The sequence below is a fragment of the Bradyrhizobium sp. BRP56 genome (genome assembly GCF_020194035.1).
GTDB lineage: Bacteria > Pseudomonadota > Alphaproteobacteria > Rhizobiales > Xanthobacteraceae > Bradyrhizobium > Bradyrhizobium australafricanum.
In genome coordinates this window covers 65,867-80,574 of record NZ_JADYVV010000032.1, presented here as the reverse complement: position 1 = coordinate 80,574, position 14,708 = coordinate 65,867, and the positions used below count along the sequence as shown (strand labels likewise).

10 protein-coding genes and 7 pseudogenes are annotated in these 14,708 nt (G+C 59.7%); 6 read left to right on the top strand and 11 right to left on the bottom strand.

The genetic code is table 11. The annotated features are described in order from the left end of the window. Positions 1-85: 85 nt before the first annotated feature. The 3 genes and pseudogenes from I6F38_RS22685 to I6F38_RS22675 form a co-directional block, all read right to left on the bottom strand. Positions 86-454: a transposase gene (locus I6F38_RS22685; RefSeq protein ID WP_225161861.1), complete on the bottom strand. Its 369-nt coding sequence runs from the start codon at positions 452-454 to the stop codon at positions 86-88. Between the two features lie 75 nt (positions 455-529). After that, a pseudogene (locus tag I6F38_RS22680) lies at positions 530-650 on the bottom strand (IS3 family transposase); the annotation flags it as partial. Between the two features lie 402 nt (positions 651-1,052). Beyond that, positions 1,053-1,604, bottom strand: a complete 552-nt coding sequence (locus I6F38_RS22675; protein ID WP_198390676.1) for a VOC family protein — start codon at positions 1,602-1,604, stop codon at positions 1,053-1,055. A 1,034-nt stretch (positions 1,605-2,638) separates the two neighbouring features. Here I6F38_RS22675 and I6F38_RS22670 point away from each other — a divergent pair. After that, positions 2,639-3,599, top strand: a pseudogene (locus I6F38_RS22670) (IS630 family transposase). Between the two features lie 81 nt (positions 3,600-3,680). Here I6F38_RS22670 and I6F38_RS22665 read toward each other — a convergent pair. Beyond that, positions 3,681-5,321 carry an NAD(P)/FAD-dependent oxidoreductase gene (locus I6F38_RS22665; RefSeq protein WP_225161860.1) on the bottom strand — a complete coding sequence of 547 codons (1,641 nt, stop codon included), beginning with the start codon at positions 5,319-5,321 and terminating at the stop codon, positions 3,681-3,683. Between the two features lie 96 nt (positions 5,322-5,417). Between I6F38_RS22665 and I6F38_RS43780 the strand changes: the two are divergent. Together I6F38_RS43780 and I6F38_RS43775 are read left to right on the top strand one after the other, a co-directional pair. Beyond that, positions 5,418-5,531: pseudogene (locus I6F38_RS43780) on the top strand (ATP-binding protein); the annotation flags it as partial. 6 nt (positions 5,532-5,537) lie between these two features. Further along, positions 5,538-5,723, top strand: a pseudogene (locus I6F38_RS43775) (transposase); the annotation flags it as partial. 86 nt (positions 5,724-5,809) lie between these two features. On the opposite strand, the pseudogene I6F38_RS22655 reads toward I6F38_RS43775, so the two are convergent. Continuing rightward, positions 5,810-6,029, bottom strand: a pseudogene (locus I6F38_RS22655) (transposase); the annotation flags it as partial. Between the two features lie 838 nt (positions 6,030-6,867). On the opposite strand from I6F38_RS22655, the gene I6F38_RS22650 reads away from it, so the two are divergent. Next, complete coding sequence (locus I6F38_RS22650; RefSeq protein ID WP_225161859.1) at positions 6,868-7,302, top strand: hypothetical protein; 435 nt, start codon at positions 6,868-6,870, stop codon at positions 7,300-7,302. Between the two features lie 691 nt (positions 7,303-7,993). Here the strand turns inward: I6F38_RS22650 and I6F38_RS22645 are convergent. Next, entirely contained in the window at positions 7,994-8,386 is a 393-nt protein-coding gene (locus I6F38_RS22645) for a hypothetical protein (RefSeq protein WP_225161858.1), read from the bottom strand. A gap of 707 nt (positions 8,387-9,093) precedes the next feature. Here I6F38_RS22645 and I6F38_RS22640 point away from each other — a divergent pair. Continuing rightward, positions 9,094-9,963, top strand: a complete 870-nt coding sequence (locus I6F38_RS22640) for a reverse transcriptase domain-containing protein (protein ID WP_225161857.1) — start codon at positions 9,094-9,096, stop codon at positions 9,961-9,963. A gap of 164 nt (positions 9,964-10,127) precedes the next feature. Here I6F38_RS22640 and I6F38_RS22635 read toward each other — a convergent pair. The 5 genes and pseudogenes from I6F38_RS22635 to I6F38_RS22615 form a co-directional block, all read right to left on the bottom strand. Further along, a pseudogene (locus I6F38_RS22635) lies at positions 10,128-10,382 on the bottom strand (transposase); the annotation flags it as partial. 45 nt (positions 10,383-10,427) lie between these two features. After that, positions 10,428-10,679, bottom strand: coding sequence for a hypothetical protein (locus tag I6F38_RS22630; RefSeq protein ID WP_225161856.1), 252 nt, complete (start codon positions 10,677-10,679; stop codon positions 10,428-10,430). After that, the gene (locus tag I6F38_RS22625) at positions 10,676-12,322 is read right to left on the bottom strand and encodes an IS66 family transposase (RefSeq protein WP_225161855.1); all 1,647 of its coding nucleotides are present in this window, start codon (positions 12,320-12,322) and stop codon (positions 10,676-10,678) included. Before I6F38_RS22625 ends, I6F38_RS22630 begins: the two co-directional genes overlap by 4 nt. A gap of 69 nt (positions 12,323-12,391) precedes the next feature. After that, positions 12,392-12,739 (bottom strand): IS66 family insertion sequence element accessory protein TnpB, encoded by a 348-nt coding sequence (gene tnpB / locus I6F38_RS22620; protein WP_225161854.1) that lies wholly within the window; start codon positions 12,737-12,739, stop codon positions 12,392-12,394. A 235-nt stretch (positions 12,740-12,974) separates the two neighbouring features. Further along, positions 12,975-13,124, bottom strand: a pseudogene (locus I6F38_RS22615) (transposase); the annotation flags it as partial. A gap of 104 nt (positions 13,125-13,228) precedes the next feature. Here I6F38_RS22615 and I6F38_RS22610 point away from each other — a divergent pair. Then, complete coding sequence (locus I6F38_RS22610) at positions 13,229-14,290, top strand: IS110 family transposase (protein WP_225161853.1); 1,062 nt, start codon at positions 13,229-13,231, stop codon at positions 14,288-14,290. Positions 14,291-14,708 lie beyond the last annotated feature (418 nt).

Genomic DNA, 14,708 nt, shown 5'->3' with positions numbered 1-14,708 from the left:
CTTATCGCCCTGTGCAGAATTCCGGGGCCGGCTCTCACATCGCCGCATTCCAGCGCGAGCTTCACGCCGTTCGGCAGCGACACGCTCACTTTGGCCGGAGAATAAAAAGCTGGAGTCCCTTTGGGTTCCGAACCTCCACTTCATCGCAAGTCGCCGGCAAATCCACCGTCGCCACGCTGTCTTGCCGCGACAGGGCTCGATCGGCGGCCCCCTCAAGCTGAACCGGGATGAACGCCGGGCGTGAGGACGGCGGCAGCGACCTGGTTGCGGTGTGCTTCTTGATCCACTTCCGAAGCAGGTTCGCGTTGACCCCATGTTCGAGTGCAAGCCTCGATACCGAAACCCCAGGCTCAAGGCAGGCCGTCACAAGACGCTCTTTCGATGCCGCCTCGTAGCGCCGGCGACCGTTCCGGCCAACAAGCCTGACCCGCACTTTCTGATCATCCGCTGCCATCACAAGGTGTCCACCTATTTTGGTGGACACCTCGCATCAGAGCACTCAAAAGCAAAAGGTGCGGAGAAATTCGTGCTTAGACTTGTAGTGATAGGTCGATCGGTCAAACTCGATCGCGTCACAAGGCCTTGCGGATCGAGACTTGCCATTCGCCACGGACTTCGTCGACCAGCTTGCGCTTCCGGCCGGGCTTCATAGCTTCGGCAGCGCGCATCGGCCAGCGGCCGCCGGATCGCCTTCTCGAGCCCGTCGATCCGCTTCTGCGCCGCCATGAAGGCCTTTGGGGTCCGTCACGACGAAGCGGGACGTGGTCGGCACCACCAACTTCTCCTGCGCCTGGCGATGACGGTCCAATTCAACAACTCGGCAACGAACAGTTTAAGCGCGAGCTTCAAGCGCTGATCGCCAAATCCATCACGCCCGCGAGTTCCTTCGCGGACTATTGCGCACCGATGAATTGACCGAGGAGGAGCACGGCTCGCCGAGAAGACCGAAAAGTTTCCGGATGAGGAGGTCAACGCCTCGGTGACCGGCCCGGCACCGGACCCTATAAAGGGTAAATGATCACCGACGACCTACGAGATGTGCCAGCAAGTACTCAGTCGACGATTTCAAGTTGGTGCCCCCAAGGATCAAGAACATAGAGATTGGTCTTTCCAGCCAGCGGGCCCGCATCGATGTAAATTGCGTCGAGGACAGTGCAGCCGTGAGCGGCCAAATAGCTAGCCGCCTTACCGACATCATCCACCCGAAGGCCAAGGTGGTGTCCGCCACGATCGCAGTTCCGGGGCAAGTCAAACCGGCGCTGTTCAGGCTTGTCGTATTGAACAAGTTGAAATTTCAGATTCGGCGTGAGTTTCAACATAGCGAACTTCAACCTGGCCTCCGCCACGTTGACGTGAGATTCCATCCAGTCTCGACCGTCCGTTCCGCGAGGTAGGTCGGCGGCATCCAGCGGTCCCAAGCGAAAGAGCTCGGTGGCGCCGAAGACATCGCAGTAGAAAGAAATGGCGGCATCAAGATCCGGCACCGTCCAAGAAACATGGTCTGCTTCAAGGAAATTTGGCTTTTCCATAGCTGCACCATCCAGTTGACACGGCGCCTCCATCGCATTTTGAGACATGCCGCGCTTGCGAAAAATGAGATCCACCTCGCTTCATCACAGCTCCAGACTGCATCGCAAACTGCGATCGGCTTCTACGACCGCGCATCAGAACACCATTTCTCTATGTTGTTGAAGAGAAGAGACTTTGCTGATTGGGATGCAATCCTGGGGGTATTTTGGGGTTCTGCCGCGCCAGTGCCACCTTGCGGCGGATCTTCGCACCTGCCCCATGGACGCCGTAACCCGTCGCGGCTGTTCTACCATAAACGTAGGCTCCGCCGTAGACCGAATTCTCGACCATCCTGTGGAGGGTCGCGTAGCTGGGCCGCCGCCAGGCTGTGTCGCCGTTCACCTGCTACACCCGGTAGGTCGAGGCCGTGTTCACGGAACCACAGCAGCGCCTGCCGCGCGTTCGATCATCCCCGATGGGATCTCCAGAAGACGCTCCGTCTCTGATCCATCCAGCGTGCAGCAGAGAACATCGCCGTCCGCCTTGTCGATCACAGCATGGACGAAAACCTCCCGGCTTGCCTAAGGGCGAGGCCAATACAGAACCTCACGGTAAACGGTCCCGTGGGCGTTCTCAAGCCTTGTTGTACAACGATTGTCGCCTTCATCAGGCACCCGGCTATCGCGCGCCGATGGCGGCGAACAGATGCAGGTCGCGAACGCTGTGGACATGATGGACAACGCCGGCGCGTTGACCATCATGTCCACAGCAACAGCAGCAGACAGAGTCTCTGGCAGCGTGATAGAAAGGGAACAGGAGCGGTCAGTTTCCAACTAACAAACCGGTTCAAGCGGTCCCGCTCCGCGGGTCCATTTCAGAGTCCTGACAGCATTCACCCCGGAGAAATCCGCGAGCTACCTCGACAATTCAGGCTATCGAACCTAATTCTATGACGCCACCGGACGGGATGCGCATTTTGTAATGCGGGAATGAAGCGTTGGCAGCAACTTACCATATGTCCGATTGTGCGACAAGTTCTTGTTCACCGCGCAAGGGTCTAGTGGATCAAATCTGACATTTGAATCCCGGAAGGGATTCCGCCGTGGCCGATTGCATGCGAATCTGGCGCATGCGCAGCGGTATTTCCATCACTGTTAACCCATCTGATCACCTGCGGCTGGAGGCGCTCGTGCGGGATCGCAATGCGCCGCAGAAGCAGGTTTGGCGAGCCGAGATCGTATTGTTGAGTGCAGACGGGGTCGGCACCAACGAGATCAAACGCCGGACCGGCAAGTCCAAGACCTGCGTCTGGCGCTGGCAGGAACGCTTCGCGCAGGAGGGCTTCGAGGGCCTGCTGCGCGACAAGACACGCCCCTCGCGCATTGCGCCGCTCGGAGCGGACGTTGCAGCACGCGTGGTGGCTCTCACGCAAACCGATCCGCCAGCCGAGGCCACGCACTGGACCGCAACCATGATGGCAAAGGCGGCCGGCGTCAGCGCCAGCTCCGTGCAGCGCATCTGGCGCACGCACGGGCTGCAACCGCATCGCGTCCGGCAGTTCAAGCTCTCGAATGATCCCGCCTTCGTCGACAAGCTGCATGACGTGGTCGGGCTTTATGTCGATCCGCCCGAGCATGCCATCGTGCTCTCGGTCGACGAGAAGAGCCAGATCCAGGCGCTGGACCGTACCCAGCCGGGTCTGCCCTTGAAGAAGGGACGCGCCGCCACCATGACCCACGATCGAGGCTCAAGTCCCTGCCAAAAAGGCCGTCCACGTCATCCTCGACAACTATGCCACCCATAAGCACCCGAAGGTCCGCAAATGGCTCGATCGCCATCCGCGCTTCACCTTCTATTTCACGCCCACCTCGTCCTCGTGGCTCAATGCCATCGAGGGCTTCTTCGCCAAGCTCTCCAGACGCCGTCTTAAACGCGGTGTCTTCCGATCGGTCCGCGAACTTAAGCTCGCCATCAACCGGTTCCTGGACGAGACCAACAATGACCCAAAACCCTTCACATGGACCGCGGACCCAGACAAAATCGTCGCCGCCGTCAAACGAGGGCATCAACTGTTAGATTCGATCCACTAGGATCGCGTCTTGGCGCAAACCTGCCGGCGTCACTGAGATCGCATGATGAGCTCGTCCACGAGTCTCCGCGACTTGAAACTCCTAGTGCGCGGTAAAGCCCGGATAGCCACTTGCGGCGACTTCGTCGCACTTTTGCCGATAGTTGCCTGCGCCCCCGGTGTAGGCGAGTACTCGGCGCGGTTTGCCTTCAACGTTCGACCCCAAGTACCAGGAATTCGTCTTGGCGATCAGCATTGCGTTGGCGAGCTCGTCGTGATGCGCCACCCATTGATCTTCCAACTCTTTGGAGGGTTCGATCACCTTCAAGTTGTTGTCCCGGAGATAGCTAATGCATCCAGTTATCCACTCGACCTGCTGCTGCAAGCAGGTTGTCGCGTTGCAAAGCGCGGCCACCGGGGCAAGCGGCACTGCGGTCGTGAAGAGATTGGGATAGCCGTGCACCTGCAACCCCATGGTGGTCCGGATGTCTCGGCCCCAATCCTCCTTCAGGGATCGTCCATCGCGGCCGCGGATGTCGATGCGGGTCAAAGCGCCCGTTGCTGCATCGAAGCCCGTTGCCAAGATGATGACGTCGAGCGGGTGAACTGTGCCGTCCACCGTCTGGATCCCTTCGGTCGTGATGCGCTCGATAGGGTTGGTCTTGACGCTGACAACTTCCACATTGACTCGATGGAAGGCCTCGAGGAAATTCTGCTCCAAGGGCACCCGATGAGTGCCGAATCCGTAATCGCTCGGGATCAGCAGGTCATAAAGTTTTGGATCTCTGAGCCGCTCGCGCATTTTCGCGCGCACGAATTCGGAGATCTCCGCGTTCACCGCCTCATCGAAGAACAGCTCGGCGAAGGACGATATCCACAACTTCACGGAACCGTCGTTCCAGCAGTCTTCAATCACCCTGCGGCGTTGTTGCGGTGGCAGACCGGCCCAGGCGTACTCGACGTCATGTTCGAAGCCCGTGAACGTGTGCGGCAGTCGCTCGGTAAGGGTTTTGAACTTTGACTTGTAGGCCTCGACGTCCCCGGCAGTGTACTTGGAATTCTTCATAGGTATGATGTATTGCGGCGTGCGGACGAATACTTTGAGATGGCCAACCTTTTCCGCGATCGTCTGGATCACCTGGATCCCCGTTGGTCCGTTACCAACCACGCCGACGAGCTTCTCATCAAGATCGACCGGTTGCTGCGGCCATCGCGCCGTATGAAACACCTGCCCCTTGAACGCCTCCTGCCCCGGAAAGGACACATGGGGTGCCGAAAGCACACCGCAACAGGTGACGACAAACTGGGTATCGATCACATTACCTTTGTCAGTCACGACCACCCATCGCTCCGTCGCTTCATTAAAATGCGCGCTCTGGACCGTCGTGCCGAACTGAATGTCCTTGCGCAGGTCAAGCTGATCCGCCACGTAATTCAGCCAGCGTTCGATTTCGGGCTGGCTCGGAAATCTTTCGCTCCAGCTCCATCGTTTGTAGAGGTCTTCGGAGAAAAGGTACTGGTACTGGTAGCCTTCTGAATCGACACGCGCACCAGGATAACGGTTCCAATACCAAGTGCCGCCGACACCCGAGGCAGCGTCGATCGCCCTGACGTTCAGCCCGAGCTCTCGTAGCCGGTACAGCTGGTAAAGACCGGCGATGCCTGCTCCGACGACCAGGGCATCGAATTTCGTTGTCGCACGCCCGCCACTACGACAATTGTCCTTGTTCGGCGTCTTGGTCATTTCTCCTCCCTTCTGTTTTTGACGACCTGCGAGGAGAACAGCAAGTATCGTACCAATGAGGGGAGGGGGCGCAAGAAGTCCGCAGTCCTAAGCGAGATGAAGCCGCCAAAGAATGGCTGTGAGCAGCGCCCCACGCGGTACTCTGACGTGTCCGGTGATCCCGTCGTCGCCACTGCGATCCTCGACCGGCTCCTGCACCACAGCCACATGCTGACGGTGAAGCCCTATGTCAATTCGAATAAGAACGACGTGATCGACGCGGCTGCGATCGCCGAGGCCGTCACGCGGCCGACCATGCGCTTTGTTGAGATCAAGACGGCGACGCAGGCGGAGCTGCAAGCGCTTCACCGTATCCGCGACCGCATGGTAACCGGGCGAACCCGACTGATCTGCCAGATGCGGGCGACGCGAGAGGCCGGATACATTTAAGCAGACTGTGCTCGTTACGAGACCGAAAAGCCTTGCACGGACGGAGTGGACCATACATTTCGGCGGATCACGTCCTGCAGCATCTCCTTGTCGAGCGGCAGATCCGCCACCAGCTTCTTCAGCTTGCTGTTCTCTTCCTCGAGCTGCTTCAACCGTCGCATCTCGGTCGGCAGCAATCCGTCGTACTTCTTCTTCCAGTTGAAATAGGTCCGCCTGGCTGATCCCGGCCTTGCGGCAGATCTCCGCCACCGCAACGCCATCGTTGCCCTGCTTCAGGATGAACGCCTTCTGGGCGTCCGAAAAACTTCGAGGCCTTCATCGTCTTCACTCCTCCCAGCCGAGGGAATCGATGCGAAAACTCTAGCCAAAAATGGTCCAGTTTGCCGGCCTCAGATCATCACGCGCACAGGTCTTGAACCTCGTCAAGTTCTCAGCCTATCTAATGACCATTATGGACAAGTACCCCACGGCGTTGGCGCCAGAGTTTGAGCCGAGTGGTGCGGTCAAAACACCATTCGATGAATGGTGGGCTCGGAGTTCAATCATCATTTCCTAATGTGCCGGAGGAAGTCGCGCGCGAGTGGCTGCATCGGCATTGGAAGTATTCGCCGCATGGGTACCTGGTATCGCGGAATTACAGCTTCGAGCTGAAGCGCTGGCCAGACCTGGATGTTGTGGAGCGATTTCAAAGCCAACAATGCCGGCGCGTTCCGTAAAGGTGAAGAGCTGATCGATCTCCAGCCTGGCTGGATGCCCTGGGTACCAAAGTAAATGTTGGCAAGACAACGACACGCAAGTCGGAAAGTAGACAAAGCCGTCACAACTACGCTGCAGATTGCAGGAGTTTTGTTTTGGCACAAAGAATGCAGTTCTTCGGGCATAGCCCAGGCCGCCCTCTCTTGGGTATGGTTACCATCGCAAGTTGAAGCTTTGGTTGGCCAGCGGAGTTAGCGGCGCGTGACTTGAGGCGCGGGACGGCGTCCGCTCGGCCGACACCGACGGGCGTTAGGTCACCACGCGTATCGCGGCATTTCCCCCGGGCTCCTGGTTCGATCACATCGAGCCGAATGAACATGAAGGGAACACGGACGACGAGAAGGCGCGAAGGCTTCGGAAAATGAACGCAGAGAACGACTTCGCGGCGCGGCTCATTGATGCCGGGCGCCTTGCAACGATAGCCCGCACATGCGGCCTTAGAGCTGACGTCTCCCACTACGTTAACAAGGCACTCAAGGAGCTTTGGCAAACCCAGTCTCCTGAAGAGGCAAGAAAGATCGCCGAGCGCTGGGTCTTTTGGGACGCGGAGGGGAAGCCGTGGCCGTGCATGCCCCCGTTGGATAACGTGGTCCAGTTCCATCGCGCCAGCCCAACACAGATATCGATGGCGAGCCAGCCGGCAACACCATTGCAGGCAATCTGGGATTGGTTCGAACGACAGGATGAAGAGGCGCGAACTGAGATTCCGGCATGGCGGCGCTTCTGGTGTTCAAAGGTCATGATCTTCTCGACTTTGGCAGCCGAGCGTGGTGGGAATATCTTCGGCAGTGGCTGAGCGAGATGAAATTATCAAACCAGACGATCATTGGCCGCGCATTGACGTTCCGGAGCTGTTTTGAGTATTTCGCGGAGTGCAGGTTCACTGAATCGGGGTGGGCCCGGTCCGAAAAGGTCGCCTTAGCGTTGTTGAAGATGCCAAGAATGCCCCCGATTCCGATGCCGCGCCTCGCACCGATTGCGCAGAAAATGCTTGATACGTTGCCCGCGCGTAAAAGCCGATGGATCAGCGTGCGCAAGTCCTGGAGGGAACTGGTTAGTGCAAGCCTCACACCCCGGGCTTTGAGGGTTTGGAGCGCCTCGCAGATGGAGAGAGTTCAGGGGCATTGGTCCAATCGAGAAGTGTGGCGCGTCACCAAACCAATGCGCCACCAATGGGTACAAGAAGCCTTATCCAGATGTCTCGCTAATCTAGGGACTCCCAGTTGAAGACGAGATGAATGAGCTGGTGCGCGCAGGCCGACCCGAACTGGTGACCAAGCGAACGACTTGCCTACGGTTGAGTCGCACGCGAGCGCTACGCCGCTTTGGTGGCGGCGAATATTCACAACCGGAATGTTTGCCGCCGCATTGTCGCGTACCGCTACCTGTCGCCATTGAGGAGTGCCTTAAGTCCGCGCGGGCGAACGGCGTCAGGCCGCATCCTCCGCAACTTCCATGGCCCGCAAGTTCATAAGGGGAACGAAGTTCTATTGCTGCGCGGGCGAGCCGTTGAACTTGAACAGCCAAACCGGGTTGCCGTCACTCGTGCCACGAGTCTTATTATCGATGCACAGGCTATTGTCCGGGAGACTAAGGATGAAGCCGGGGCTCTTGAGAACTTCCCACCGCTGACTTTGGATGGCTGGGTTATACACTTTGAGCGAGAGGAGAGCATCCGGCGCGACGCGATCGGTGCCGACCGTGAGATTGCCCCCGCCCGAGTTCAGTGTAATTGCTCCAGTATCGAAATTGAGGTCCCCGAGAACGCAACGGAGGGGCGTGTCTTTTTTCCGCAGCACGGCCGCCGCACCGTCTTGCTGATCCTTCACGCCGAGCACGACGTTTCGGTCTTGTTTGTACTCGATAAGGTACAGACCCATGTTTGCCTCCTGTTGGTTTGGTAAGTTTGCGAAGGCAAGTCCTGTCCAACGCGTAGAGGGGGCTGGGCGTTTGACTCTTCGTTCTGATCTGAGCAAATGACGTGCCACCACGGCTGCGTCGTGCCCTGGGAAGACCGCTAGTCGAGCAACGCTTGCGTTGTTCTCGAGCACGGCATTCAAGACCACGTACTTTGGTAACCTTGCATTTTAAATGGCCGCCGCGAGTGCAGGTTCAATAGATAGCTCCTCGACAACGGCACACACAAGCACGCCATCGCGGCTGTATCTCAGCCCTTGGTGTGCGCACCCAGGCAATAGAGAGCGGAATGCTATGAAAGGCCCTTCTGTTTTGGTGGCTTGGGAGGCTCCCCGCCGACCGCGAAGCCGATCGCCAGTTGGCTTTTACCGAGCCGGGACGTGCGTCTCGCCTTCGGCCGCACCGTCTCTGGCAACCGTTCAGTGAATATGCGACGCGAGCACTGCAAATTCGCGCATCGAAACCGTCGCGCGTGAAGTTGATCTCCACACCCGCCCCTGCCACGGCAGATCGTCCAAGCGTCGCACGTAATGGCTGTAAGCGCGGCGCGTCTGGCCGCCGCAACCGGGACAGAACGAGACCGCTGACTTCGATCGAGCCACGAGCACCACTTTATCGGCCTGGGGGAGGATCTGAACAATCGAAAGCTCGGGAGAAACCAGCGAGCGGAATGCATGGAGCAAGGCGAACGATTCGACCTTATGGCCTTATTCGAGCCTTCCGTGAAATCCCGCAACCTGCACCAAATGTCGCGCGCCATGGAAAACTGCCCCCCGCATTGCCTCACCAAAAATGTTACCGGACAACTTCCCTGTCGTGGCTGGGGCCAGTGGTCGAACGGAGCGGAAGACGGACGATACAGACGGCAGATGCACGAAAGTTTAAGAAAGGGACCCCGCAAGGCTCTCCTCTGAGTCCGTTGCTGGCGAACATTTACTTCCGACGCTTTCTGCTAGCTTGGCGCGACCACGGACACCAGGAAAAACTCGATGCCTACGTCGTCAACTATGCCGACGATCTCGTGATCTGCTGCCGCCCCGGGCAAGCCGAGACGGCGATGGAGCGAATGACGGTACTGATGAATAGGCTGGGGTTGGAGGTGAACGAGACCAAGACCCGCATCGCTCAATTGCCGAAAGAGCGGTTCACGTTCCTAGGCTACACGATCGGGCGGTTCTACGGAAAGGGCGGACAAGCCTTCATCGGCACGCGTCCGTCCAAGAAAGCGGTCTTGAGATTGCTCCGACGAATCCACGAACGCACGACGCCACAGTGGTACCCGGACACACCGGAGAACACCGTCATCGTTATCAGCCGCCTTCTTCGCGGCTGGTGCGGTTACTTTGACCAAGGACCTGTAATGAAGACGTATGACTTCATCAGGCAATACGTCGATCGGCGTCTGCGACACTGGTTGATACGACGAGCAGGAAGGCGTGGCAGGGGCTTCAAAGAGTATCCGCAGGATTACCTGTACGATACGCTCAAACTCTACCGCGTCCCGACTCGTCGTACTGACCGATCGAGCGCGAAGGTCTGATGAGACAAGTGAAAGCCGGGTGCGGGAAATCTGCATGCCCGGTTTGACGAGCGACGACTGGAAACGGAACTATGGTGCGAACTGCGACACCGGCGAAGGCGAAAGCCGCCGGTAACAGTAAAGCCTCGCGACCTACGGTCACCGCGCCAGTCGTTGACTCTACCGAGCTCGATACGGCCGTCGTCGAGGAAGCGCGTCAGGCCAACCCAGTGGTTCAAGGCGTAACGGATGTGCTCGGCGATTGTCGCTTTGCCCGAGACGCGGGTGAGTTGCTGCTCGAACCAGGCCCTGAGCGCCAGCACCAGCGGCTTGCTGCGCTCCTGGCGGACGGCACGGCGCCCATCGGCGCTGCGGCCCCTGATCGACTTCTCGACGGCATAGAGAGCGGCGATACGCTCGAGTGCTTCACTCGCGATCGGGCAGGCCGTCCGTACGCATCCGGCGTAGGCCGCAGGCTGATTGGATCATTCCCATTGCCAGCGCGTGAGCAGCTTGGGGTTTTCTTTGTAGAACCTGACGAGCTCGATCAGGTTTTCGATGCCAAAGTCGGTGAACGCCTGAACACCATCTTCACCGACGCCATAGACCCAGATCAGGCCGTCCTCGATCTCCATTTCGATGGCGATGTCGCGCAGCCAGTCTTCGTCTTCACCGAGGTCCTTTGCGACCTGGGTGATGGTGGTGACGTGATGAACCTTGTTGACGTGCGTGGTCATGCCGTTCGAGCGGAGAACGCTGCTGCCGGCGTCCAATTCCAGGGCAGAAGCTCGTCCAGCCGGTGAGCTGGGTGGGCGGCGATGCGGGCAAGGATATCCGTGAGCCAGGCCTGTGGATCGACGCCATTCATTTTGGCCGTGATGATCAGGCCATACATGGAAGCCGCGCGCCGTCCGCCGCGATCAGAGCCGCAGAACAACCAGGATTTTCGTCCAAGAGCGATGCCTCGCAAGCCTCTTTCGGCGGCATTGTTCGAGAGACAGACTCGTCCGTCCTCCAGGAACAGCGTGAAGCTCGCCCACCGCTTCAGGATGTAGTTGAACGCCTTGGCCAGGTCATGCCTGCGGGACAGCTTGGCGAGCTGCTCCTGCATATAGACCTGCAGGTCCTCGACCAGAGGCCGGCTCAGCGTCTGTCGCATCTCCAGACGCTCTTCGGGGCTCCTGCCATTGATGGAGCGCTCGATCTCGAACAGCGCATCGATCCGCCGCACGACCTCGACCGCGATGGGCGAGAGCGGGATCTCCTTCTTGCCGGTGGCCTTGCGCCGCGCATTCTCTTCGATATCGGCCATGGCGAAGAATGGGCGCCGCGCATGGACCCAACACGCCGCTTCCCGGATCGGTCCAGGGTGGCGTCCCGCCAGATAGAGCTGGTTGTGCCCGTCATAGGCGTCGGCCTGCAGGATGCCGGCATACCCCGCCAGATGCGCCTGGGGATGCTCGCCCCTGCGGTCGCGGGAGTAGAACATCGCCGCCGGCGGCCCGGCGCCGCCAAACGGCCGGTCGTCCCGGACGTCGATCCAGCAGCGTGCCGTATCGGTCTTGCCCTTGGCCAGCACTGGCACGGTCGTATCATCGGCATGCAGGCGCTCGGCCGCCAGGACATGGGCTTCGACCAGGCGCAGCAGGGGATCCAGCGACGCACAGACCGATCCCACGGCGTCCGCCATGGTCGACAGCGCGATCGGCACGCCTTCCAGGGCGTAGCGCTCCGCCTGGCGGTTTAAGGGCTGATGTTGGCCGAACTTCTCGAACATGATCATGGCCAACAGCCTCGGGCCGGCCCATCCCCGTGCGACGGCATGGAATGGCGCCGGGGCCTGGCTGATCTTCTCGCAGTCGCGGCAGGAGAACTTCTCCCGGACCGTCTCGATCACTTTCCACTGGCGCGGTACCACTTCCAGTGTCCTCGTCACGTCCTCGCCGAGCTTGCGCAGACGGTTGCCGCCGCAGCACTCGCAAGCCGTCGGCGGCTCGATCACCACCCGCTCGCGTGGGAGATGCTCAGGGAACGTCTGGCGTTCGCCGCGCTTGCGCGTAAATCCACGCACCGTCGTCGCCTTGGCCACAGCGCGCTCTGCCGCCAGCTCGTCTTCAGTGGCGTCACTTTCCAGCTCTTCGAACGTCAAGGCCAACTGCTCGATCAGGCGCGACGAACGCTCCGACCGCTGGCCGTAGATCTGATGCTTTAGCTTGGCAATTTGCAGCTTCTGCTGGGCGATCAGCGCTTCGTCCTCAGACGCTTTCGCGCGGGCGACCGCGAGTTCAGCGGCGACCTCCAAAGCCTTCGCGCGCTCGACCGCCAGCGCCTGTTTCAGGGCGGCAACGTCATCCGGAACAGCGTCGCGCTCAGCATCCATGCGGCACAGTGAATCACAGATTGGAAGCGTTGGGATTCCCCAAAATGCAAAATCTGCTGGATTTTGTGCTCAACCCGCGCTTCTCGGTCGCCAGCTCAGTTGTGGATTCCGCCAGTCGATCCCTTCCAGCATATAGGCCATCTGCGCCGCTGAGATCGATACCGCGCCGTCCGACGCCGAAGGCCAGATGAACTTGCCTCGGTCCAGGCGCTTGGCATAGAGCGACATGCACAACCCATCATGCCAAAGAATCTTGACCAGATCGCCGCTGCGGCTCCGGAAGATGTAGAGATCGCCGGCATGGGGATCGCGCTTCAAGCTTTCCTGATCTGTGAGAGCCAGGCTTCGCATGCCGCGACGCATATCGGTGTGGCCAGTGGCGATCCAGACCCTGACGCCGCTCGGAATCGGGATCATCGTCGTCGCAAGAGCTCAAGAACCTGCTGCAGCGCCTCAACGTCCACGTCACGGTCAACGCGAACACGACAACCGGCCCCGAGCTCGATCTCGATGATTCCAGCCCTTGCACGCTGCGCAGGCGGTGAAGACGCCAGTTGTGGTGCGCCGCTCGAGACCGGAGCCGCTACAGGTGTGATCTCGACGGGAACAAGAGCAGGCGCAGCATCTCCGCCAGTTGCCCCCGGCGCGCTTGTCGACGCCAGAGCAGGCTATGAGCCACCCCGTGCCGGCGTGCTACCCCGCAGACCGTCTCGCCGGGCTGCAAGGTCTCTTCGACAAGGCGGACCTTCTCGTCGTAACTCCATCGCCGCCGACGCTCGGCGCCCAACAGATTGACCTGCATTCCCGACGTGACCTTAAAGCTAGACTAATGGGATGGTCCGGCCGTGATCCTGCCCCGCCAGTAAACGAAGCTGGCAAGGGGCGTCAAAGACAAGGAGCCACACCATGTCTACACCGAATACCGCGATCGGCGTGATTGGCATCGATATCGGCAAGAACTCGTTCCACGTCGTAGGTCACGATGCGCGCGGCGCCGTCGTGTTGCGGCAAAAGTGGTCGCGTGGCCAAGTGGAAGCACGGCTCGCCAATATGTCGCGTTGCCTCATCGGCATGGAAGCCTGCGTCGGCGCACATCACCTGAGCCGCAGGCTCGCATCGCTCGGTCACGATGCCAGGTTGATGCCGGCCAAATACGTCCGGCCCTATAGCAAGGGACAGAAGAACGACTTCAATGATGCCGAAGCGATTGCCGAAGCCGTGCAGCGCCCGACGATGAAATTCGTCGCTACCAAGACCGCAGAGCAGCTCGATCTGCAGGCATTGCATCGTGTGCGCGAGCGACTGGTGTCGCAACGCACCGGCATCATCAACCAGATTCGCGCCTTCATGCTGGAGCGCGGGATCGCCCTGCGACGGGGCATCGGCTTCCTACGCACGGAACTGCCCACCATTCTTGCCACGCGCACCGATGCGCTGTCGCCGCGCATGTTGCGTGTCATCGAGGAGTTGGCAGTCGATTGGCGCCGACTGGATCAGCGCATCGCTGGCCTATCCGAAGAGATCGAAGCAATTGCCCGTCAAGATCAGGCATGTTCGCGCCTAATGACGGTGCCTGGCATCGGGCCGATCATTTCGAGTGCCATGGTGGCTGCAATCGGCACTGGAGACGTCTTCTCCAAAGGCCGCGACTTCGGCGCCTGGCTTGGACTGGTGCCCAAACAGATCTCGACGGGAGACCGCACGATCCTTGGCAAAGTCTCGAGGCGTGGCAATCGCTACCTACGCGTTCTATTCGTGCAGGCGGCCTGGGTTGTGCTGGTCAAGATCAAGAACTGGGAACGTTACGGGCTCACATCCTGGATCGAAGCCGCCAAGAAGCGGCTACACCACAATGTGCTCGCAATCGCACTCGCTAACAAACTGGCCCGCATCGCCTGGGCGGTGCTCGCCAAAGAACGCGCCTTCGAGCTGACGAGGATCGACGATGCAAACGTCCGACCCGCCTGATCCTCGCGCCGTGCTCGGCGCTGTCAAGGCGCAGCCTGGCGACATCCAGCCAGCCGTAAGCCAAGGGCGACGGCCGGCCTTGACCGCCCCTGCGCGCGACGCGATCGACGTTCCGCAGGCCGGGACGAAGGAACGGCCCTTTGGTCCGAACAAAGGAACTACGCAATATCAGGAGCAGACGATGACATAGCCGCATCAACAGTCTCCAGCCGAGGTCTGCGAGAAGACAAGACAAAATGGAGGATCGGTCTTCCGAGCGCGTGCGAATACTGGTGACCTTAATGGCCCGTTCGAGACCTGTAGACTAATCAGAACGCACGCGCGCTGATATCCATGATGGCCCGGAGCATAAATGCGCTCCAATCAGAGGCCGGAAACATTGATGCAAGACCGCCGCCGCCAATTCGACGAATCTTCT

Bases quoted from the DNA above. Each gene is read 5' to 3' on its own strand.
- I6F38_RS22640 (WP_225161857.1), top strand. From the start codon at position 9,094: ATGCATGGAGCAAGGCGAACGATTCGACCTTATGGCCTTATTCGAGCC.
- I6F38_RS22645 (WP_225161858.1), bottom strand. From the start codon at position 8,386: ATGGGTCTGTACCTTATCGAGTACAAACAAGACCGAAACGTCGTGCTC.
- tnpB (WP_225161854.1), bottom strand. From the start codon at position 12,739: ATGATCCCGATTCCGAGCGGCGTCAGGGTCTGGATCGCCACTGGCCAC.
- I6F38_RS22650 (WP_225161859.1), top strand. From the start codon at position 6,868: ATGAACGCAGAGAACGACTTCGCGGCGCGGCTCATTGATGCCGGGCGC.
- I6F38_RS22685 (WP_225161861.1), bottom strand. From the start codon at position 454: ATGGCAGCGGATGATCAGAAAGTGCGGGTCAGGCTTGTTGGCCGGAAC.
- I6F38_RS22625 (WP_225161855.1), bottom strand. From the start codon at position 12,322: ATGGATGCTGAGCGCGACGCTGTTCCGGATGACGTTGCCGCCCTGAAA.
- I6F38_RS22610 (WP_225161853.1), top strand. From the start codon at position 13,229: ATGTCTACACCGAATACCGCGATCGGCGTGATTGGCATCGATATCGGC.
- I6F38_RS22630 (WP_225161856.1), bottom strand. From the start codon at position 10,679: ATGACCACGCACGTCAACAAGGTTCATCACGTCACCACCATCACCCAG.
- I6F38_RS22665 (WP_225161860.1), bottom strand. From the start codon at position 5,321: ATGACCAAGACGCCGAACAAGGACAATTGTCGTAGTGGCGGGCGTGCG.